Annotated in this window: 19 protein-coding genes; 7 read left to right on the top strand and 12 right to left on the bottom strand. The window is 35.3% G+C overall.

Features of this window, described 5'->3' with window-relative positions; genetic code table 11:
• Positions 1 to 80: 80 nt before the first annotated feature.
• A complete protein-coding gene (locus JOC48_RS15065) occupies positions 81 to 1,721 on the bottom strand; it encodes a diguanylate cyclase domain-containing protein (protein ID WP_204501047.1) in 1,641 nt (546 codons plus the stop codon).
• Between the two features lie 402 nt (positions 1,722 to 2,123).
• On the opposite strand from JOC48_RS15065, the gene JOC48_RS15060 reads away from it, so the two are divergent.
• From JOC48_RS15060 to JOC48_RS21300, 4 genes are all read left to right on the top strand, one after another.
• Positions 2,124 to 2,942 (top strand): helix-turn-helix domain-containing protein, encoded by an 819-nt coding sequence (locus JOC48_RS15060; protein ID WP_204501044.1) that lies wholly within the window; start codon positions 2,124 to 2,126, stop codon positions 2,940 to 2,942.
• Between the two features lie 53 nt (positions 2,943 to 2,995).
• A complete protein-coding gene (locus tag JOC48_RS15055) occupies positions 2,996 to 3,574 on the top strand; it encodes an MEDS domain-containing protein (protein WP_204501043.1) in 579 nt (192 codons plus the stop codon).
• A gap of 518 nt (positions 3,575 to 4,092) precedes the next feature.
• Positions 4,093 to 4,719: a recombinase family protein gene (locus JOC48_RS21305; protein WP_338024330.1), complete on the top strand. Its 627-nt coding sequence runs from the start codon at positions 4,093 to 4,095 to the stop codon at positions 4,717 to 4,719.
• Positions 4,720 to 4,755: 36 nt separating this feature from the next.
• Positions 4,756 to 5,592 carry a recombinase zinc ribbon domain-containing protein gene (locus JOC48_RS21300; protein ID WP_420829224.1) on the top strand — a complete coding sequence of 279 codons (837 nt, stop codon included), beginning with the start codon at positions 4,756 to 4,758 and terminating at the stop codon, positions 5,590 to 5,592.
• A 63-nt stretch (positions 5,593 to 5,655) separates the two neighbouring features.
• On the opposite strand, the gene rlmH is transcribed toward JOC48_RS21300, so the two are convergent.
• Positions 5,656 to 6,135, bottom strand: a complete 480-nt coding sequence (gene rlmH / locus JOC48_RS15040) for a 23S rRNA (pseudouridine(1915)-N(3))-methyltransferase RlmH (RefSeq protein WP_204501041.1) — start codon at positions 6,133 to 6,135, stop codon at positions 5,656 to 5,658.
• Between the two features lie 128 nt (positions 6,136 to 6,263).
• Here rlmH and JOC48_RS15035 point away from each other — a divergent pair, with 128 nt between their 5' ends.
• From JOC48_RS15035 to mgrA, 3 genes are all read left to right on the top strand, one after another.
• Complete coding sequence (locus tag JOC48_RS15035) at positions 6,264 to 6,623, top strand: Lin0512 family protein (protein WP_204501039.1); 360 nt, start codon at positions 6,264 to 6,266, stop codon at positions 6,621 to 6,623.
• 122 nt (positions 6,624 to 6,745) lie between these two features.
• Positions 6,746 to 7,102, top strand: a complete 357-nt coding sequence (locus JOC48_RS15030; RefSeq protein ID WP_204501037.1) for a DoxX family protein — start codon at positions 6,746 to 6,748, stop codon at positions 7,100 to 7,102.
• 116 nt (positions 7,103 to 7,218) lie between these two features.
• Positions 7,219 to 8,211, top strand: a complete 993-nt coding sequence (gene mgrA, locus JOC48_RS15025) for an L-glyceraldehyde 3-phosphate reductase (protein ID WP_204501035.1) — start codon at positions 7,219 to 7,221, stop codon at positions 8,209 to 8,211.
• Between the two features lie 38 nt (positions 8,212 to 8,249).
• On the opposite strand, the gene manA is transcribed toward mgrA, so the two are convergent.
• From manA to dnaB, 10 genes are all read right to left on the bottom strand, one after another.
• Complete coding sequence (gene manA, locus JOC48_RS15020) at positions 8,250 to 9,209, bottom strand: mannose-6-phosphate isomerase, class I (RefSeq protein ID WP_204501032.1); 960 nt, start codon at positions 9,207 to 9,209, stop codon at positions 8,250 to 8,252.
• A gap of 438 nt (positions 9,210 to 9,647) precedes the next feature.
• A complete protein-coding gene (locus JOC48_RS15015) occupies positions 9,648 to 10,880 on the bottom strand; it encodes a S1C family serine protease (RefSeq protein ID WP_204501030.1) in 1,233 nt (410 codons plus the stop codon).
• A 36-nt stretch (positions 10,881 to 10,916) separates the two neighbouring features.
• Positions 10,917 to 11,714 carry an MBL fold metallo-hydrolase gene (locus tag JOC48_RS15010; RefSeq protein WP_204501028.1) on the bottom strand — a complete coding sequence of 266 codons (798 nt, stop codon included), beginning with the start codon at positions 11,712 to 11,714 and terminating at the stop codon, positions 10,917 to 10,919.
• Positions 11,711 to 12,619 (bottom strand): two-component system regulatory protein YycI, encoded by a 909-nt coding sequence (locus tag JOC48_RS15005; protein WP_204501026.1) that lies wholly within the window; start codon positions 12,617 to 12,619, stop codon positions 11,711 to 11,713. The genes JOC48_RS15010 and JOC48_RS15005 overlap by 4 nt, the downstream gene beginning before the upstream one ends.
• Entirely contained in the window at positions 12,619 to 13,938 is a 1,320-nt protein-coding gene (locus JOC48_RS15000) for a YycH family regulatory protein (RefSeq protein ID WP_204501024.1), read from the bottom strand. Before JOC48_RS15000 ends, JOC48_RS15005 begins: the two co-directional genes overlap by 1 nt.
• On the bottom strand, positions 13,935 to 15,761 hold the full coding sequence (gene walK / locus JOC48_RS14995) for a cell wall metabolism sensor histidine kinase WalK (RefSeq protein ID WP_204501022.1): 1,827 nt from the start codon (positions 15,759 to 15,761) through the stop codon (positions 13,935 to 13,937). Before walK ends, JOC48_RS15000 begins: the two co-directional genes overlap by 4 nt.
• 5 nt (positions 15,762 to 15,766) lie before the next feature.
• A complete protein-coding gene (yycF, locus tag JOC48_RS14990; protein ID WP_204501019.1) occupies positions 15,767 to 16,471 on the bottom strand; it encodes a response regulator YycF in 705 nt (234 codons plus the stop codon).
• Between the two features lie 691 nt (positions 16,472 to 17,162).
• Positions 17,163 to 18,623, bottom strand: coding sequence for a M23 family metallopeptidase (locus JOC48_RS14985; protein WP_239584395.1), 1,461 nt, complete (start codon positions 18,621 to 18,623; stop codon positions 17,163 to 17,165).
• Between the two features lie 512 nt (positions 18,624 to 19,135).
• Positions 19,136 to 20,425 carry an adenylosuccinate synthase gene (locus JOC48_RS14980; RefSeq protein WP_204501017.1) on the bottom strand — a complete coding sequence of 430 codons (1,290 nt, stop codon included), beginning with the start codon at positions 20,423 to 20,425 and terminating at the stop codon, positions 19,136 to 19,138.
• A gap of 295 nt (positions 20,426 to 20,720) precedes the next feature.
• Entirely contained in the window at positions 20,721 to 22,100 is a 1,380-nt protein-coding gene (dnaB, locus tag JOC48_RS14975; protein WP_204501015.1) for a replicative DNA helicase, read from the bottom strand.
• Positions 22,101 to 22,214 lie beyond the last annotated feature (114 nt).

The following is a 22,214-nucleotide window of genomic DNA, read 5'->3' as shown; positions in this document are numbered from 1 at the left end:
TACCAAGCTATAAAATTTTCACATGGTTCAAAATACCCATACTTAGAATAAACAAAAAAAGAATCAAAATCTAATAAAGTCTATAAAATATGATAGGTGTTTTTTCCTTGTTCTTTGGCTATATATAAGGCTTTGTCGGCTCTTTTAACGATATCTTTAATCGCAGTTTGATTATTGTCTGGACAATAAATTGATATTCCAATACTAGAAGTCACATCATATAATTGATTACCAAATTGGAAAGGTTCATTCGTTTTATCCATTATTCGCTTGGTTATCGATACTACTTCTTTTTCTGAATCAATACCTTTTAACAAGACGTTAAACTCATCACCTCCAATTCTTGTAACGATGTCACCTTCCCTAACACTTGACTCTAACTTTTTAGCCAGTTGTTTAAGAAATTCATCCCCAACGTCATGTCCTAAATCATCATTTATCGGTTTAAAATTATCACAATCAATATACATCACAGCAAAAGATGATTGTTCAATTTCAGCCATTTCTAAGGTGCTCTTTAAGTGCTCTTCAAACGCTCGTCGATTTGGTAAACCTGTTAGTGGATCATGATAAGCCATCTTTTTTACCTTTTCTTCATATTTTTTACGATGTGATATATCATTCGCTATAGAATGGATCGCCCTTTCCCCTTTATAGGTCGTTATGATTTTTGATACATCTAAAAATTTTTCTTTTCCATTTATCGTTATGACCTTCTCATCAATCCTTCTGATGTTTTCTTTACCGTAAATAAGACGTTCATTCATGGCCTTTATTTTTCCCCTTGTTGAAACAGGGTGAAAATCATAAATAGATTTTCCTATCAATTGTTCAGAATTTTTGATTTCTAATAAATCAGCAGCAGCCTGATTAGCATATTTAATCACACCTTCAACATGGATAAACATGGCACTGGGAGAGAAATCCAACAACTGTTGTATACGAATTTCATTGTCTCGAACGGCTTGATGCATTTTATGTTCATTTGTTATATCTCTTATAATTAGAAATATTCCAAGCAACTCATTGTTAACAATCATTGGAACACATTTAACAACACAATGTAGCTCTTCTCCGTCACGAAGAACAAATGCTATATCATGTGTTTGTGAATGACCATCGAGACATGTTAGCATATATTCTGTTATTGTTTTTGACTCTTTTGACATCAATAGATTGGATAAAGGTTGATTTACTATCGTTGTTTTTCTCGCGCCAACTAATTTCTCTCCTACTTCATTTACATTCAATATTTTTCCATCTAAATCTAAAGAAAAAATTGCATCGATGTTGTTGATATATAATGAGGCATACTTTTGTTGAGACTCTTCTAATTTGTTAATCATAGATTCAAGTAAACGACTGTCTCGATAAATTGCCATAGCACCATAAATTTTATTTTGAGGGTCTTGTATGGGAGTAACTGTAACAGATACTTCAATAAAGTTACCATTTTTGTGAACCCTCTGAACGTCATCATATTTCACTGTTTTGCCTTTCTCAATTTCAAACATGGTATTCATAAGACTTAACTCATCCGAAATAATAGCTAGGTTATGTTTAACCAATTCTTTTTCAGTCCAACCAAATAATCTTTCAAAGGCTGGATTCACTTTCAATTTCTTTGTACTTTTATCAAAAATAATAACCGCATCCGAAGAATTTTTTAGAAAGGTATTAAGAATATCTTTTTCATAGTTATTATTCATAGGTGTAATCACATCATACAACTCCTAAAGTTTCATATTTGTGAATTTACCCATCAAACTCGTTTAATAACCTTTTAACTACAAAATGGGTGAATCAAGAGCAAATCCAAACTAGATATTGGAAAAAATTGGTTAATACATAATTATAATGTCGTGAAATCATGATTCTTATATATATAGTAATAATTAACCAGTACAATACAATAGTATTTTTAAATAATGTGTCGAATAGTGGCATATTGCCACATTTATAAACATCTCTAGTAATTCAATCTATTTTGCATTTTAATAGTAGAAGTCAAACAATATTTACCAGATTAAATGAGTCATAATTTATGTTTTAATCAAGGTAGGGTACTGATTAGAATAAATTAGTTATTTTCTATCATTTAGATTGCAATTGGGGGATACGAGATGAAAAGAGAATGGTTAATTAAACTCCGTAAAACTAAAAAGTTAACCCAAGAACAGGTTGCCCGTCTATCTTTTATCGATAGAGGGTACTATTCTCAAATTGAAAACGGAAAAAGGAATCCAGGTCCCACTATTGCTAGTAATATTGCAAAAGTATTAGGTATTGATCCTATGGAATTTTTTCAATATATGGCTGATTTTAATTCAGAAGATTTCCAAATAAAACAAACCAAATTCAATGTAATTAGTTTTTTTAGAACCATCAATTGCGGAAATATACTGTACTTATACAATAATATGGAGAGTTACTATAAAAACTTTGAATACTTTATTTCATTAGGAATTGACATGGATAATCATTGCATCATTATAGATAGTCAAGAAGATATTTACCGCATACAAAAAAGATTAGAAAAACAACCATTTTATCGAAAAAGAATTCATAACTTAATTTTCATCAATAAAGAAGAAATGTATAGACATGCCCCCCAAGATACAATAAAATACTTCCAGTTAATTCAATCACAATTTAGACATGATGCTTTGATTTTTATTTGGGCACCTGAGTTACAGTATCAAGAACATGATTGGGTTTCAAAGGTAGAAAAATACTTGGATACAGAAAATGTAAAGTTAAATGCTAAAAAAATCGTTTTTGTGCGCGCTTACAATTCATCTAACATTTCCGCAAGAGTGCACCTTAAAATGATGCGTAACTATCAATACCTAATGACTGATTTTGAAGTTGTTGAATCACCATTATATAGTGCTAGTAATCAATTTCTACTACCTTCTTTGTTTATCCAAGAAAAGATGTAGTCTTTGAAATTCGAAGTAAATGTAAATAAAAAAATAATAATGAAGGTGAGAATATGGAGAAACAAATTGAATTGAATAACTATCTAAGAGTCCGCAACACTTCTCATATACTCTATTTGTTTGAAGAAAAGAAAGATTATATGAATAATTTAATAGCCTACGTTAAAGCGGGAATTGAACGAAAGCATCATTTACTTATCGTAGAAAATTCTACTATGTTAGAAAGTATTAAAGAAGAAACTAAAAAGATTTTTTCCATTGATGAGCAGAATCATATCCACTATTTTGATAACCATACCTTCTATTGTTACTATGGTGATTTTAATATTCATAATATTGTCCAACACTTTGGGGACATAATAAATTCGTTCTCAGAGAAAAATATAACAGTCCGTACATGGGCACATGTTGAATTTGATAAAAATAAAAGTATCTCAAAAAAAATACAAGAGTTCGAAAAAATTGCTAATTGTAGTGTAAATGACTTAGGACTTATGTCTGTATGTGCATACAACTCTAATGATCTTTCTGCTTTTCTTCACACTTCTTTAATGAAAAGTCATGAATATCTAATGACGGATAAGGAATTTTTTCGATCACCATTATACCAAGGCATCCATTCCGAGTTTTAATTATAATTATTACGGGTCGTGTAGACTTTCCCCTTAAAAAATAATATTTTAAATAACATTATCCAATCAAGATTCCACGACTCTTCATCTTATTTTTGTGATCACGAAGCCAGGATATATCTCCATTTTTTTTAACACTTAAAGCTTTATATCTAAGATTTGAAATTTGAACATATAATAGCTAATGGTGATTTAGTTGATCGTTCTCTTGCCAAATACATTAAAAGTAAATAAGTTCAACAGCAAGATAACAGAATCAAATTATCGTTAGTATATGGGGTGTAATTATTCAAGAATGTTGTATCTAACGAACTGAACAATTATTCAACAATTGGGCGCTTTCTATGATTTTTTGCCCAATTGATTGAGTCACTAGATAATTGCAAAACATGCTCCCCCTTTAACAACTATTTTGTATAGTTTTATACTCCCTTGATTAAAACAAGGTATTTTTCACCTCCTTTTAAACCAATACTTTTATAAAAGTTAGAGGAGGATCAAAATGAATGAAATAAAAAGTGTGGCAATATACATCCCTGTATGGATGGCAGATTGCAGAAGAATATATTGATGAAGGAATTAGTGGTAAAGATATAAAAGGCAGACCTGCTATGCAAAGACTTATATCGGACGTTGACAAGTATAAATTCCAAGCGGTACTAGTCTGGAAAATATCGCGTCTATCTCGTAACATGTTGGATACCCTTGTGCTTCTAGATAAATTCGAAGAGTATGATGTAAAGTTTATTTCCTACTCGGAGAATTTTGATACATCGAGTCCAATTGGAAAACTTGTCGTCCAATTAATGGCCTCTATTGCAGAAATGGAACGAAATACTCTTTCTGAGAACGTCAAGCTGGGCATGACTCAACGGGCTAAAGAAGGTAGCTGGAATGGTGGTGTGGTTTTTGGATATGATTCTATAGAAAAAGAGCTTATTGTTAATCCCAATGAAGCGGAGATTGTTCAACTTATCTTTTCTTTATATGCAGAAGGTAAAGGTCTTAAGGCTATAGCTAATCATTTAAACAAAATAGGCTATCAGACCAAACGCGGCAGACACTTTTCAATCAATGGTATTGCTACAATATTAGATAATCCTATCTACTGTGGTAAAATTCGATGGTTACAAGTTGAAAACTAGGATAAAAAGAGAAGGCGTGGCAAAAATGCGAACCCGATTGTAGTCGAAGGTAAGCACGAAACAATTATCTCCAACGAGCTTTGGAATATAGTCCAAGCTCGAAGACAAAGTAAGTCTTTTAAGCAGCGTCAGTCCCACGAGCCTTTTCTATTAAGTAGTACTCTTCGATGTCCTAATTGTGGACAAGGAATGGTATCATCCATCACTACTTCTACTCGAAAAGATGGAAGCAAACGAAAACATCGCTATTATGTATGTAGTGTATTCCATAACAAAGGATCATCTGCATGCAAAGCGAACTCAATTAAAGCCTACGATGTAGAAGATACTGTCATTAAACGTGTAACAGAATTCTTAAACGATTCAGCTGGCTTTAGTCAAACCATAGAAAATATTAATAAAAGCACGGTTCAATCAAATGTAAAACTAAAAGAGCAGTTAGAGGATATTGAAACAGAGCTTAAAGAAGCCAATGCCATGCAAGAAAAATATATGGAAGCATTTGAACAAAACCTCTTCCCTGTTTCCATTTTACAGGAACGGTTACAGAAGTTAGCTAAGTCTAAGAATGACTTAGAACAAAAGAAAAATGAACTTAGCGTTCAACTAAGTTCATCAGACACGAAAATCATACCACCAGATGTGGTTCGGCTTTTATTAGAAAAGTATGTTCAAGCATTTCAACATTCTACAAGAGAAAAGAAAAAGCAGCTTTTTCAACTTTTGCTAAATAAGATAACAATCAAGCAATCCGACGGTCGTTCTCGTACTGTGGATAAAATAGAACTCGATTTTGATTTTTCCGAAGTCAATCTGTCGAATACATTTACACTTATCCACATCCTGTTTCTTAAATCAGATCATTCAGAATAAAATTCCCCTTCAAACCCTGATTCAAAAGACAAAATGCCATCTTATCTTCAACTTATTTTGCCTCTATTTGTGGTACGGTTCCCCTCGATTAATCCGAAACGCCCGATACACCTGCTCAACCAATACAAGCCTCATTAGCTGATGTGGGAGTGTCATCTTAGAAAACGACAAGGCAAAATCACTGCGCCTGCTAACTTCATCGCTTAAACCCAGTGATCCGCCAATAACAAACGCGATCTTGCTCTTTCCATGAATCGCTAATTGGTCTAATTTTTCGGCAAATTTCTCCGAGGTAACCATCTGTCCCATTATTTCCAGGGAAATAATATACGTATCTGTGTTGATTTTTGTCAGAATACGTTCTCCTTCTTTTCGTTTAACCTCTTCCATTTCCGCTTCACTCATATTTTCCGGTGCCTTTTCATCGGGAACTTCTATGATTTCAACATTTGCATAAGCACCTAGTCTCTTTACATATTCCTGTATTCCTTGTTTTAGATACTTCTCTTTTAATTTTCCAACCGCAATAATTGAGATTTTCATAACCGTTTCCTTTCCTCGCTATTACTTGTACTAATTTTATCAAAAATGTACACGAATCCCTAATTGATTTCATTCTCTATTTAGACTACGCTTAAATAAAAGGTAAGATTATAATTGGAGGCATATAAATGGAACGAATTATTTTTATCGAAACAGGAACTGGAATCGATGTTCATGGACAGGATATAACAAAGGCAGCGGTTAGAGCGGTAGAAAATGCAATACATTACAACTCTATGCCTGGAATTCGTGGTTTTTTGCCAGATCAATCTTTACTTAACATGAAGGTAAATATTAAATTAGCCGTTCCGTTAGACAAAGACAAACTGGACCTCGAACGAGTTAAGCAGGAAATACCATATGGAAAGATTACCGTTGAAGTTATCGATGGTGGAATGGCTACAACAAGTGGCATTGTCTTAGAAGATAAAGATGATAAAAACGATCTCATGTATATTGTAAATGCGTCGGTAGAAGTGGGGTATTGATAGAAAACAGACAGCCTTCAATGAAAGAAAGCTGTCTGTTTTTTAAATCTTATTAGTATTGGAATAGGCTGTCCACTCTTGCATAGACATTAAGTAATCAATCATTGAGGAGGATGGCTTGAATGAAAAAATGGACTTCGATGGATCTAATTCGTTATGTCGTTGGTTATGTCTTTCTTGCATCTGCCATATTAAAGCTGATTAGTCCCAATTTCGTTGGAGCATTTGCAAACTTTGGAATACCATATCCGGAGGTATCCGTTTTACTTGTAGCTATTACTGAAATTATATGCGGTATTGCTATTCTATTCCATTATTATGTGAAAAAGGCGACCGTTCCGCTACTTGTCATAATGATTATTGCAATATTAGTAACCAAGGTACCTATACTTCACGCTGGGTTTTTTCAATTCGCATTTGAAGCTAGGTTAGATATCGTTATGATCGTGCTATTATCTATTCTTTGGAAAGAGAACTAATAGAGGATGTTAATGTCTCCTTGAGTAGGAATCATTCCTGGGCAATTAGAGGAATTTCTCACCCTTTTAGCGAATGTAAGGGTGTACAATTTTAATTCTACTCGAGGAGGTTTCTTATGGTATACATAGCAAACGAACAACGATATGAATCGATTCCTTACCATCGTTGTGGCAATTCTGGATTAAAATTACCTGCGATTTCACTTGGACTTTGGAATAATTTTGGTGGAGAAGATGTTTTTGAAAACCAGCGCCGTATGCTTCAACGTGCATTTGATTTAGGAATTACTCATTTTGACTTAGCAAACAACTATGGGCCACCACCCGGATCTGCCGAAGAAAATTTCGGTCAAATACTAAAAAAAGATTTCTTGCCATATCGGGATGAATTAATTATCTCAACGAAAGCTGGTTTCGGTATGTGGCCAGGACCTTATGGAGATTGGGGGTCAAAAAAATATCTAGTTGCTAGCTTAGACCAAAGCTTGAAGAGGATGGGACTAGATTATGTCGATATCTTTTATCATCATCGTCCAGACCCAGAAACACCCTTAGAGGAAACAATGGCTGCATTAGATTTAATTGTTCAACAGGGAAAAGCACTCTATGTTGGAATCTCCAACTATAATGCTGAACAAACTAAGAAAGCTATTGGTATCTTGAAAGAACAAGGGACACCTTTTGTTATTCACCAAGCAGCTTACTCGATGCTAAACCGCTGGGTTGAAGATGGACTTACTGATGTCCTCGAAAAAGAAGGTGCTGGATGTATTGCTTTCGTTCCTCTTGCACAAGGATTACTTACCAATAAGTATTTAAATGGAATCCCTAGTGACTCAAGAGCAGCAAAAGATTACATACCGTTCTTAAGTGAAAAGGATATTTCAGATGACGTAATTAATAAAGTTCAGCAATTAAATGAATTAGCAAACGAACGAGGACAATCTTTAGCACAAATGGCTTTAATGTGGGTATTACAAGAAAAATCTGTTGTTTCCGCACTAATTGGAGCTAGTAAAGTAGAACAAATTGAAGAAAATGTAAAAGCATTAGATCATTCCAGCTTTACACAAGAAGAGCTAACAAAAATAAATCAAATTTTAAAGTAAAGAAAAAGGGCTGTCCATCTCGGAGAGCCCTTTCTTCCTTACGTATGTGAAACAATCAATTCTGCTTTCCCATTTAACTGATAATCACTTATGGTTGCTGGCAAAATAAAGTGGTCACCTTTCTTTATCGAAAAGCTATTATTTCCAATAGTCAATTCCGCTTCGCCTTCTACAACACTAACTTGTAAAAAGTCATTGTACAACGTTTGGTTTGCCTCTCCATTTAATTGCCAATGATACACTGTAAAATATTTCTCTTTTACTAATTTCTTAGAAACCAATCCACCTATCGTTTGTTCCTCTTGATTAATAGCTATTTGTTCGAATGGAACTGTAGTAACCTCTACTGCTGAATCCAAATGTAATTCACGTGTGTTGCCCTGAGCATCTGTACGGTCATAGTCATAAACTCGATACGTTATATCAGAGCTTTGCTGTGTTTCCAATATAACGATACCTTTTCCTATTGCATGAATCGTTCCACTTGGTACATAGATGAAGTCGCCTGTTTTTGCTGGTATTCGACGTAACAAATCATCCCACTGGCCACTATCCACCATTTGTTTTAATTCCTCGGTGGAACGAGCATGGTGCCCATAAATAATTTCCGCACCTTCTTCTGCACTTAATACATACCAACATTCCGTTTTACCATACGGTTGATTTTCTACCTCTCTTGCATATGTATCATCTGGATGAACCTGAACAGATAAGTCATCATTTGCATCTAAAATTTTTACTAGCAACGGGTATGCTTCGTCACTACTTTTTTCTTTCTTATTAAAAAGCTCACCGTTCTGCTGCCATGCATCTGCTAAAGTTTTCCCATTTAACGGACCATTAATTATTTCACTTGGTCCATTCGGATGTGCTGAAATTACCCATGCCTCCCCGGTATGTTCATACGGAATTTCATAACCAAACTCTGTGGATAATTTTTTCCCACCCCAAATCCTCTCCTGGAAAACTGGCTGTAAGAAAATGGCTTCATTATACATGCTTTATCCCCCTTTAATATATTTCATTACATTTATTTTACCTCAAAGCATAAGGCTGCTGCACCAATAACTCCTGCATTTTGATAATGTACGGCTAGAACAGCTGTGTTACTCTCTTATTCTCACTTAACATACTATTTACCGCTACGGAAATCAATATGAAGCTGTTTTAAAACAAACGACCTACTTATTCACATAATTATCCACAATCGTTAGTTATCCTAGTACTATTAACAGGTTTAAAGAGAATATAAACAAGTTATCCACACTTTTTATCCACATACACACAACCCCTCTACCTATTTCGTATTAGAATGGGTGTTCCCTACTAAATATAGAGAGTTATCCTCAGGTTTTTCCACAGGGTGTGAATAAAGTAGTCACTTACTAACACAAAAGGGTTAAGATGCTCTCATCCTAACCCTTTTCTTTCTGCTTTTAATACTCTTGTGCAGCAAGTTCTACTGATATTTCATTTCTTTCCCCTTCACGGTAAAAGGTAATTACCATTTGTTCACCTACATCTTTTTCTTGGTATAGATGCTTACGTAAATCAATAATATTGTTTATTTTCTCACCATCTAAATGTGTAATAACATCGTAAGGCTGAAGCCCAGATCGATCGGCCGGGGACATTGGTTCCGTGCTGCGGATATAAATACCGCCTTCTACCTCTTGCGGCAACTGCAAGCTCTTTTGCCATTCAACTTTTGCAATATCCTCAAGCGAGTATGCTTCAATCCCTAAGAATGCCCTTGTTACTGTTCCTTCGGTTTCAAGTTGTTCAATAATCGGTATCGCATCATTAACTGGAATAGCAAAGCCAATGCCTTCCACCGATGATTGTGCAATCTTCATGGAGTTAATTCCAATTAGTTGGCCGCTCATATTGATTAAAGCTCCACCACTATTTCCTGGATTAATAGCTGCATCTGTCTGGATAACCTCTGCTTGCCAGTCAGCTCTGCCATCCATATCAAAATCTTGAGGGATCGCCCTTTGTTTACCACTAATGATCCCTTGCGTCACTGACCCTGACAAATAAAGCCCTAGAGGACTGCCAATTGCAATGGCAGGTTCTCCTACTTTTACATGATCGGAATTCCCCATCTCCACTACCTTTTCGACGTGGGAAGCATCAATTTCTAGTACAGCTAAATCTGTAAACAGGTCACTTCCCTTTAGCTCTGCACTTACTCGTGCTCCATCTGCTAGTACAACTTCAATTGCTTCAGCACCAGTAATAACATGGTGATTCGTAACAACGAAAGCACTACCATCTTCTACTTTGTATAAAACACCTGAACCCGTACCAGTTTCACCAGCTTGTCCCTCTTGCCAAAGGTTTGATTGCGATTGAAAAATAACTACTCCTACTACCGTTGGCGCAACATTTTCTACAACCTCTGTTATTTGAGTCGACACTTCTACATTTAGCTGTTGTGTTGGTACTTGGCTAGCCCCCTCATTGTCCAGAACTTGACCACTTTCTTGAGTGTTATCAGCTTCGTCTGTGAAGTCATACGGAAGGAGATTGGTATTCATTAAAGTAGGCAATGCAAAGATAATTAAAAAAGCACCTATTGCTATTCCAAATAAGGTCGGTAACAACCAATTTGAACGTTTAGACCGATGCCGTGTTGGTTTATAATGGTTATCATAATACCCCATCGTACCAGTCCCTTCTTCATTCTTTTATTTTTTCGGTCAAACTACTTCATACAATGGCGTCGGGGTCTTTGGATCTGTATCATGAATTTCTAGGCTAGTTCCAGTTGTAAATCCATACTCATTTAAATGGTTTTCAACAGACATCCGAGCCAATTCTTTCATGTTATTATCTTTACTTAAATGTGCTAAATAAATACGCTTCGTATTATTTCCAATAATATCACTTAATGCTAATGCACAATCATCATTGGAAACGTGACCAGAATCACCAAGAATACGTCGTTTGACATTCCAAGGATAACGGCACATCCGCAGCATTGATACATCATGGTTTGCCTCAAAGATTAAAGCATCAGCGTTTTCGACTGTTTTCTTAATTCTTTCAGAAACATATCCCAAATCCGTAACTAGTGCCACTTTTTTTCCTTGATGATGAAAGGTATAAAACATCGGCTCTGCAGCATCATGTGAAACACCAAAGGATTCTATGTCCATATCACCAAATGATTTCGTTTCCTCCATATTGAATACAAACTTCTGATCTAACTCTATCTTACCAATGGAATCCTCCATTGCTTTCCACGTTTTTTCATTGGCGTAAATCGGTAGTCGATGCCTTCTCGCAAAAATGCCTAAACCTTTAATATGATCGCTATGCTCATGTGTTACTAATATTTTTGTGATTTCTTCCGGATTAACGGACACTTCTGTCATTAAACGTTCCATTTCTTTCCCACTTAAACCAGCATCCACTAATATTTTTTCTTTTTCAGTAGCAATATAAAAAGCATTCCCCGTGCTACCAGATGCTAGTACACTAAAGCTTATTGTCATAAATCTCCACTCCATATTGTCGATTCAATAATTTCTGATAAATGTAGGATTATTTCAGCCTTTAAATCTGTTATATCATCACTTGCTTCAATGGTTTGCAAATAATTTATCATTGTTTCACGAAGAAAACTATTATTATCTCTTGGATAGTAATGACCTTCAATTGCATTTACAAAATAATTTCGTTGGTTATTAACAGATAAATTCCATGTAGGTGCTAATACTTGTACACCACTTGGCAATGGCGTTAAGTTATGATAACCTAAACCGGTTTGTGTAATTTCATCACCGGATGCTAATTCGTTTGTATTATAGTAAAGGTTAGAGACAGCATCAAATGCTTTAATTAAATCCTGATCTTCCTCTTGATCTCCTTCTCCTTCTAACATTGTTTGTAAATATTGAACCATCTCACCGTCTTCATTTAAAAGAATTAGTAAAAGGGCACTCTGATTAAAATAGATGGGGCGATCTTCATTGGTTTGGAAAAATATGAGCGTGTTAGATGGATCATGTTTCCCCCACAGCGTATAGCTTCCACTATTATAAATATTGGATTGAAGCGTATCACCATAACTATCTGTATTAATCGGAACAGGCTCGTTAAACTTGGAAATAATGAGATGATCATCGACAGCTTCTAGTTCTTGATTGGTAAATCGCTCTAATGATGCAAAATCATCCTGCGTAAATATTTTTCTTGAGGCATATAAATAAGAACCTTGTTCCGTTTCTTCTGGAAGATCGTCCAACCCCTCAATGTTTGCTCTTAGGTCCTCTTCCCTTGATGATTCCTGAATATATGGTGGTTCTGTGTCACGATTATTCAGAAATTGTTGGACCAAAAATATATCTAAAATGAGAAAGCATAATATAAATAGTGTTTTAATTTGACCCCACAGCACTATTTTTCGCCTCCTCTACTAACAGGTATCTCCTGGTCTGATTCTAACTCCTGCCAACCACTATAATCTTTTATATACCACGTTGGTGTCAGTACAAAAATCTGTCCATCCTCTTGTTTTTCAATCTTATATCCCAATTTGACATCGAGTATTGCTTTTGATTCATATTGTTTATCTCTTTCCAATATCGTAACTATTTCAGCACCTGATTCCAATTTCTCTTGCTGTCCTTCACCAAATGTATCCTTTAATTGGATAAGTGGTCGATTATATTGATAAATACTTTGATTTTGCATGGTAACGGATATCGTGGACAATTCATCTTCTTCAAATACTGGATAACCTCCATACGTTAATTGAAAATTCACCGTATTTGTTCGTTGATTCATTTTATAAAGGACATATTGATCATTTACATCCGTGGTCCATCCACCATGTGCGTTTATGAAGTCTAACGATTGACTAATTAGTTGCTTGGCTTCCAAAGGCGTTGTTTCAGATGGAGTTGGATTCGTGTATTCCATATGATGATCATAAACAATCATTGCTCTAGATCCATCTGTATACAAACGACTCCCATCCGTGTATTCCGAATTTCTCACAGCCGAAGGACTTGTAAATAAGACATTTCGAAGCGGTGTGATTGGAATGGTTTGATAGGAAAAAGGACGCTTATACATTTCAACTTCTTCTGGTAAATAAATATAATCTGAAGTGGCGTTTTCATAATCTACATAAAATTCAAATCCATTTTCAAATCTGTAATTTAACAGTTCTTCACGTTCTTCAGCCATATTTTGTATATTTGCACTAATCGTAAAACCATTTTCTGTGTTGTGAAATATTAACTGATTTTCTGTTATCTCATCATTTAAATCTATATACATTCGATTAAATGAACTACTCAAAATATAACTCTCTTCGTTTATAGTGAATAAATCTTCGATAATATTTGTCGGTATTTCAGTTGGAAAGATAACCTCCACCGTGTCATCTCTATTAAAATTATTTTCATTAAGATCAATCGTACTCGAGCTAAAGTCATAAAGTGCCCAGCCTTGCATCATCTCGAATAATTGCCTTTCTTTACTTTTATCGATTAAACCTAGATGGCTTCCCTCTATATGATAAATAATTTGAGCAGGAGTGATGACACTTTTTCTTGTTTCTTCTTCTCCTCCTAAATTAGCTTCAATCACTCTGCGACTACTATCAGCATATTCATAATCTGGTTGATACCTCCAGATTCCTAATGTTAGAAGTAGGCTGAGGATAATTAAAGTAATCAATATGATAGACTTTATCGTTTCTAATTTCATGACTTAACCCCCCGCTTTTTCTTTATAAGCGGAAGTGTAAAGAGAATAGTTGTCCCTTTACCTTCTTTACTTTCTGCCCATATTTGTCCGTGATGTGTTTCAATAATCTCTTTGGCAATTGCTAATCCTAATCCTGTTCCACCTAGTTCCCTTGATCTTGCTTTATCAGCACGATAAAACCGTTCAAATATCTTCTCTAGCTTTTCTCTTGCAATACCCATGCCTTGATCGCTAATACTTACAAGCAGGCGTTGTTTCTCTTTCACCACTCGAAACTTAATTGTGCCACCTTCTGGTGAATATTTAATCGCATTGGATACGATATTATCGATAACCTGATTGATTTTATCTTTATCTAACCAAAGAAAGACATTCTCTTGTGGCATGTGCCGGTCTATAACAATATTTTCAGACTTATTCATTTCAAAACGATCTAGAATATGATGGAAAAATGGAATAATATTTACTCTTTCTTTATAAATGGTGTGCTCCTTATGGTCTAGCTTTGACAATTGTAATAAGTCATTGACTAGCCGTATCATCCGATCCGTTTCATTTTGTGTTACATCAAGAAATCTAGGCGCAATTTCTTTGTTCTCCCAAGCACCGTCTGTTAAAGCCTCTAAATAACTTCTCATAGTTGTTAAAGGTGTTCTTAATTCATGAGAAACATTAGAAACAAACTCACGACGCTCTCGTTCTACTTTTTCTTCTTCCGTTACGTCACTAATAACGGTAATATACCCTGTAACTTTTTCATTTTCATCTTGAACAACTGAAAAGTTAGCCTTAATCAAGAAAAATTGCTCATCATCACTAAAATCAATGATCATGGAACCAGCCTCTTGTATTTCTGATAAGTCATCTGCTTTATCATCCAGTTGTAATACTTCCATTAACTGCTGTCCCCTCAAATCCTCAAAAGGCTTTCCAATAAGTGCTGCAGCAGACTCATTCATTAATGTAATGATCCCATTTTGATCCGTGGCGATTACACCATCAGACATATTCGATAAAACAGAACTTAGTTTTCTTCGTTCTCCTTCTGTTGTTAAATGGGCTTGTTTCAATTTATCATTCATATCATTAAACGTACTGGCAAGCTGTCCAATTTCATCTGCACCATAAACATTTACTTTTTGTGAGAAGTCACCTGTAGACATAATCATTGCTTGTTTTCTCATTTCTGTTATTGGCTTTGTGATAGTTCTAGCCACTAAAACCCCAAGCAATGCAGAAACAATAATTGCCAGTATCGTTCCATTTAGAAAGATTTGATTAATACTTTGTAATTGTGTATAGACTTCTTCCATCGAAGCCTCTAAATAAACAGCACCTAATACTTCTTCATCATTAAATAACGGAATGATTCTAACTAGCATCCGTTGTCCTGTATATGGATCACGCAAAATTTGTTGTCGATCTTGACCAAAAAGAAGGGCAAGTGTCACGCCACTCTCCCCTGTAATTCGTTTTCCAACCCGATCCAACTGACTATTTGCCCCAATAACACGTGATTGCGTATCAATCACTTGTAGGTCGGAATATAGTTCACTATCATATAGATTTAAAATATTTTGTACTTCCTGTTGTAGGGATGGTCCTCCTCCATCTTCCGGTCGTTCTTTTTTAAACGTCTCCTCCAAATAATACGTTAAATCCTGCAACCTCTGTTCCACGTTATTCATAAAATTTTCTTCTAAGCTAGTTTCTAATCTCTGAGCAAAGTAGGCACCAATTACTTGTATAGCTAAAAGCAAAAGTAAAATTAAAATAACAATGAATTTTAATCGAATCGATTGAAAAAAACTAACCTTCTTCATAAAAACTACTCCTGATCAGGATTTCGTAAATAATAACCAACGCCTCTTCTTGTCACAATCCAAAGCGGGTTGCTTGGGTTATCTTCAATTTTCTCACGTAATCGTCGTACAGTTACATCAACTGTTCTTACATCACCGTAATAATCATAACCCCAAACCGTTTCTAATAAATGCTCCCGTGTCATTACTTGTCCAATGTGACGAGCTAAGTAATGCAGTAATTCAAACTCTCGATGTGTTAGTTCAATTTGCTTGCCATCCCTAGAAACGGTATACGCATCTGGGTGAATAACTAAACTACCTATTTTTATATCTTTATTCGTCTTTGTTTGATCATCAGGAAGCTGTTGTAGTCTTCTTAAGTTTGCTTTTACACGAGCAATTACTTCTCGGTTACTAAATGGTTTTGTTACATAATCGTCTGCGCCTAATTCTAAGCCTAATACCTTATCGATTTCTGAATCTTTTGCAGTTAACATAATAATTGGCATGTTATAATGTTTTCGAAGTTCACGACATACTTCGTTACCATCTCTTTTGGGTAACATAATATCAAGCAAAAGAAGGTCGGGATTTTCCTTTTCCGTTTGTTGAATGGCTTCATCTCCATCATAGGCACAAATAACCTGATATCCTTCCTTTTCTAGGTTAAACTTTAGTATATCCGCAATTGGCTTTTCATCATCTACTACTAATATTTTTTGACTCATTTTTTCACTTCCTTATTTATCATTTTATATTTATTCGAAGGCTATTTCGTATTCTTTGTTGTTTATTTATCACGCAGTTGACACATAATGCGTAACAAAAGGTGAGCTTGGATACGCGCTCCGGAAATACACTTCGCTTTCCGCGGGTGGCTGGTGAGCCTCCTCGAGCTTTCGCTCTGCGGGGTCTCACCGATGCCATTCCTCCCGCAGGAGTCTTCGTGTATTTCCTACGCTAATATTGAAAATTTCTCAATATAAACGATAATTGCTTGTTAAAAAGCAACTATATAAAGTTCATTAAAAAGTACTATGGATAGCAATTAGACAATTTTCTTACTTAAATAAGAAAAAAATCCAGCTGTGGAAAAATGCGAGACTCCTATGGGAAAGGAACAGTCTGAAGACCCCGCAACGAGCGTTTTTTGCTCGTGAGGAGGCTGAAGCGTTCCCCATGGAAAGCAAGTGTTTTTCCACAGCGTCGGATAAGCATTTTTCAGATAATTGTTTTTATTGCGCATTATTGTTATATGAACTTTTATTATCCATTCTATCGTAAATTAACCGAAAAGTCTTTTTTTAGAGTAACGAAGTATTTTCCATATTCATAACAAATTACACCTTTCCTTTTTCTTTAGAAAAAGCAAAAATCCCTTGCTGCATTTTCTCATACAACAAGGGAAAATTTTTTCTATTAATATAAGCTAGTTGGATTAATTAGACTTCCATTTTTATAGACTTCAAAGTGCAGATGCGTTCCCGTTGAATGCCCTGTTGAGCCCATTGTCCCAATACTTTTACCTTTTCTTACCGTTTGTCCCGGACTCACACTAATCGATGATAAATGAGCATAAATGGTTTTATAGCCGTTTTGATGGTTAATGACAACTTTTTTTCCGTATCCACCATCCCAACCAGCAGATTCAACAATTCCATTATCAGCCGCTAAAATAGCACGGTTACTTACACCAGCGATATCGATACCTTTGTGGTAAGAACCCCAACGCTGACCAACATAGCTTGTTATCCTTCCACCAACTGCTGGCCAACCAAAGTCTCCAGTTCCTCTAGAAGGAATTACTTTTGTACCTTTTAATACTTTTCTTTTTACAGGATCTTTTATCACTTTTTCATCTTTAATTTCTTTTGTTTTCTCTATCCCATTAACAATTTCTGTTGAGTAATATACTTCTTTCATTCCTTTACTACCTTGTTGTTTTACTTTCGTATCCCCTTTATATAGTTCATCGGTGGAAACCACTTCTTCTTCATAAGGAATTTCTTCTTCTACTAATTCTTCTTTTTTGACAATGACATCAATGAAAGGTTCATAGTCGGTAACATTAATTTCTTGACCAATCTGTAACAATGAATCTTCTGTAATAGATGGGTTTAACTGTAAAATGGTATCAAGATCCAAATTATACATGGAAGCTATTTTTCCGAGTACTTCCCCTTGTCTAACTGTATGTATCTTGTCCTCCAACGTCCCTTTTTCTAATAACGTCAGTGCTTCTTCTTTGGAAATAATATTCTTTGATGAAACTTTTTCCGTAGAAAGTGAAACCTTTTCTGATAAGGATACGTCTATTATTCTAGAATCACCTAAATCTAATTCGGCTTGCCTATTAGAATTAGATTCGTTTTTTTCTAAGTTCTCCAGTGTTTTTTCATCTACGTATTTTAATTTATATTGATTAATAGCTGCTTCAGCTGTTTCTTTATCTTTAAAATAACCTAGGACTTTATCTCCAACTTTTAATTCTATAGCATTGACCTTTACTGAAAGCTCGTCATCAAGTAAATTATAAATTTGTTGATTTTTCACATTAGGATTAAACACTTTTTCTTCGACGTACGTTAGCTCTTGATCGATTGTGTAAGCGTACTCGTCATGCTTTTGCTCATACTGCTGAACGATTTCGCTGACATAGGACTCAATTGCTTCTTTGTCATCTGCTGTTCCCACATGTTCACCATCAACATAGACATGATAAACGGTTGAAAGCTGAATTTCATTGGCATAAGCAACACTGAATGTGAGACCAACGCCTACCATTGTTGATATCACTGTTTTTTTAATGAAATCTATTTTATTAGCACCTAACTGCGGATGTTTTTTGTTAAACCAAACATCCATTTCATTCTTCCACATGAACTTGTCCTCCTAATACGCTTGCAACTTGTACCATGTTCTTTGAAATGGCTTACTTTAATATATTTATAAATCTCTGATTATGTCACTATTTATAATAATTTGGGTGGTATTTTTAGCCTATTTTAATCTAACACAAATAGTCAGGTAAAAGGAATACTTTTAAACATAATGTAATACAACTGTATAATATATTCCAAAATTATCCTTTTCGCTGTTTTTTATATGCATTTTTTTCTGTTTTTAGAAATAAATCGACATTTATTCGGCAAATGCTGCATCTCATTTATCAGTTATGTTACAAAATGCCCGCATACATTTACCTAAAAGAGGAAAATGCGCCATGAAATGTTAGGAAAGGCAACTGTGACATAGGTCTAAAAAAGTAAAATTCGGCATTCTTTCATCTCTTATCTTCTCAAAACAAGAAGGTCACTTACTTAGAAATCAAATCCCCGTTTGTTACAATAAAAAAGCTACTAAGGTTATCCTTAGCAGCTTTTTACTATTAATTAATAACTATAAACGCTTCTCACAACATTTGTTTGTGATCGATCAGGACCTACAGAAAAAATAGATAAAGGTATTTCAGTAAGTTGAGAAATTCGTTCTAAATAATGACGTGCATTTTCTGGAAGTTCATGAAGACTTTTCACACCTGTAATATCTTCCGTCCAACCTGGTAACTCTTCATATACAGGTTCACATTCAGCCAAGACCTTTAAACTAGCTGGAAATTCATTGATTACTTCTCCCTTATAGCGGTAAGCAGTACAGATTTTTAAAGTTTCAATCCCAGTTAACACATCAATGGAATTTAGTGATAAATCTGTAATTCCACTTACACGTTTTGCATGACGAACAACGACGCTATCAAACCAACCAACTCGACGTGGCCTGCCGGTAGTGGTTCCATACTCATTCCCAACATCTCGTATTTGCTCTCCTATTTCGTTATGCAACTCTGTCGGGAAGGGTCCATCACCAACACGTGTCGTATATGCTTTTGATACGCCTACCACGTGATTAATTTTAGATGGACCTACACCAGACCCAATGGTTACTCCCCCAGCTATTGGGTTCGATGAAGTTACAAATGGGTATGTCCCCTGGTCAAGATCTAGCATTACACCTTGAGCACCTTCAAATAAAACACGTCGCCCTTCGTCCAATGCATTATTTAAAACGACCGAAGTATCAAAAACATAGTTAGCGAACTGCTGACCATATTCATAGTATTCCTCTAAGATTTCATCTATTTGCATGGCATCTATTTCATATACTTTTTCAAATAAGCGATTCTTTTCTTTTAAATTTTGTTCCAACTTATCTTTAAATGCTTCTTTATCCAGTAAGTCAGCAATACGGATACCAACACGTGCCGCCTTATCCATGTATGCTGGTCCAATTCCTTTTTTCGTTGTACCAATTTTATTTTCACCTTTTTCTTCTTCTTGCAGCTCATCAAGTTTTAAGTGATAAGGTAAAATCACATGGGCACGATTACTTATTCTTAAGTTATCTGTACTAACCCCTTTATCATGAAGATACTTCAATTCCTCTACTAGGGCCTTAGGATCGATAACCATCCCGTTACCTAACACACAGGTTTTATCGTTAAAAAAGATCCCTGAAGGAATCAAATGTAATTTATATGTAACCCCATCAAACTTAATCGTATGACCAGCATTGTTACCACCTTGGTAACGAGCAACAACCTCTGCATTTTGTGAAAGAAAGTCGGTAATTTTCCCTTTTCCTTCATCTCCCCATTGGGTTCCAACAACTACTACTGAGGACATACAAGCACCTCCGCTAATTATTTATATTTAGTAACATTCAAAAAGGATAGCAAGTCGCCAAATAATTATAGCGCATGCCTCTCTTTACCTTTAGTATAATCAATCAAATGTATAAAATAATCACACAACAAAATTAGTTTATCAATCCTATGTGACAATGTCAATTTGTTTACGAACAATTTCATAAACGTTTATTTTTTTGTTCGTGTTTTGTTTCAATGATTTTCGCTAAAATTTTATACTTTCCTAACGTGAAAAAAAGCTACTAGTCATGAAAAACTAATAGCTTTTTTTATTAAGCGCCGCTTCCTGCACCTACTGGTGGAATGTCACTTTCCTGATAGCGATGGTCTAAATCAACAAACTTGTTGTACTCTTTCACAAATGCTAACTCTACCGTTCCAACAGGGCCGTTACGTTGCTTCGCTAAAATAATCTCAATGATATTCTGTTTCTCTGATTCTTGGTCATAATAGTCATCACGATATAAAAATCCAACAATATCTGCATCCTGCTCAATACTTCCTGATTCACGAAGGTCTGACATCATTGGCCGCTTATCTTGACGGGATTCAACGCCACGAGAAAGCTGAGACAGTGCAATCAATGGAACATTTAATTCTCTTGCCAATCCTTTTAATGAACGAGAGATTTCTGAAACCTCTTGTTGTCTGTTTTCTTTTGAATTAGCACTACCTTGAATCAATTGGAGATAGTCAATTAAAATCATTCCTAACCCATGCTCTTGTTTGAGACGACGACATTTCGAGCGTATTTCACTAACACGAATACCTGGCGTATCATCTATAAAAATACCGGCATTGGATAAACTACCCATTGCCATCGTTAATTTGCCCCAATCCTCTGCTTCTAGACTCCCAGTACGTAATCGTTGAGCATCGATATTTCCCTCTGCACAAAGCATACGGGAAACTAACTGTTCAGCACCCATTTCCAGACTGAATATGGCGACATTCTCATCGGTTTTAATAGATACATTTTGTGCAATATTTAATGCAAACGCCGTTTTACCAACGGATGGACGGGCTGCAACGATAATCAAGTCATTACGCTGAAAACCAGAAGTAATTTTATCTAAATCTCTAAATCCAGTAGGAATACCAGTTACTTCGGCATTATTATGATGTAATTGTTCAATATTATCATAAACTTCAATCAGGACATCTTTAATATTTTTAAACGCACCTGAATTATTCCGCTGGGAAACTTCTAATATATTTTTTTCGGCATCATTTAAAACTTCATCTATCTCATCTTCCCTTGAAAAACTCGTCGTAACAATATCGGTTGCCGTTCTTATTAATCTTCGTAATAATGCCTTTTCCTCTACTATTTTACTGTAATATTCTATATTTGCAGCAGTTGGTACAGTGGTTGCCAAATCACTTAAATAGGATACTCCACCAACCTCATCAAGAATTTTTGCATTGGAAAGTGCTGTCGTTACAGTTACAAGGTCTATCGGTTCCCCTTTGTCTGATAGACTTACCATCACCTGAAAAATTCGTTGATGGCTTGCACGATAAAAGTCTTCAGGCATTAATCGTTCAGAAGCAGATGAAATGGCTTCGGGCTCTAGAAAAATTGCTCCAAGTACAGCTTGCTCTGCTTCTATATTATGAGGTGGGGTACGATCACTCCATTGCTCACTCATTACTTATTGCTCCTTCCCAAAAATCTACAATTAGCATACTATAAGTCTATCATAAACGATAAGGACCACATGCTGAAAGAAGAAAGAAATGGGAGGTAATTAAACCTCCCATTC

Origin of the sequence: Aquibacillus albus (genome assembly GCF_016908325.1) — a bacterium.
GTDB classification, from domain to species: Bacteria; Bacillota; Bacilli; order Bacillales; family Amphibacillaceae; genus Aquibacillus_A; species Aquibacillus_A albus.
This window is presented reverse-complemented; position numbering and strand designations above follow the sequence as displayed.

Excerpts from the sequence above, each read along its gene's own strand:
- JOC48_RS15055 (WP_204501043.1), top strand. The coding sequence starts at position 2,996 with ATGGAGAAACAAATTGAATTGAATAACTATCTAAGAGTCCGCAACACT.
- JOC48_RS15030 (WP_204501037.1), top strand. The coding sequence starts at position 6,746 with ATGAAAAAATGGACTTCGATGGATCTAATTCGTTATGTCGTTGGTTAT.
- JOC48_RS15000 (WP_204501024.1), bottom strand. The coding sequence starts at position 13,938 with ATGAAATTAGAAACGATAAAGTCTATCATATTGATTACTTTAATTATC.
- JOC48_RS15060 (WP_204501044.1), top strand. The coding sequence starts at position 2,124 with ATGAAAAGAGAATGGTTAATTAAACTCCGTAAAACTAAAAAGTTAACC.
- dnaB (WP_204501015.1), bottom strand. The coding sequence starts at position 22,100 with ATGAGTGAGCAATGGAGTGATCGTACCCCACCTCATAATATAGAAGCA.
- mgrA (WP_204501035.1), top strand. The coding sequence starts at position 7,219 with ATGGTATACATAGCAAACGAACAACGATATGAATCGATTCCTTACCAT.
- JOC48_RS15015 (WP_204501030.1), bottom strand. The coding sequence starts at position 10,880 with ATGGGGTATTATGATAACCATTATAAACCAACACGGCATCGGTCTAAA.
- JOC48_RS15010 (WP_204501028.1), bottom strand. The coding sequence starts at position 11,714 with ATGACAATAAGCTTTAGTGTACTAGCATCTGGTAGCACGGGGAATGCT.
- rlmH (WP_204501041.1), bottom strand. The coding sequence starts at position 6,135 with ATGAAAATCTCAATTATTGCGGTTGGAAAATTAAAAGAGAAGTATCTA.
- yycF (WP_204501019.1), bottom strand. The coding sequence starts at position 16,471 with ATGAGTCAAAAAATATTAGTAGTAGATGATGAAAAGCCAATTGCGGAT.
- manA (WP_204501032.1), bottom strand. The coding sequence starts at position 9,209 with ATGTATAATGAAGCCATTTTCTTACAGCCAGTTTTCCAGGAGAGGATT.
- JOC48_RS14985 (WP_239584395.1), bottom strand. The coding sequence starts at position 18,623 with ATGTGGAAGAATGAAATGGATGTTTGGTTTAACAAAAAACATCCGCAG.
- JOC48_RS14980 (WP_204501017.1), bottom strand. The coding sequence starts at position 20,425 with ATGTCCTCAGTAGTAGTTGTTGGAACCCAATGGGGAGATGAAGGAAAA.
- JOC48_RS15035 (WP_204501039.1), top strand. The coding sequence starts at position 6,264 with ATGGAACGAATTATTTTTATCGAAACAGGAACTGGAATCGATGTTCAT.
- walK (WP_204501022.1), bottom strand. The coding sequence starts at position 15,761 with ATGAAGAAGGTTAGTTTTTTTCAATCGATTCGATTAAAATTCATTGTT.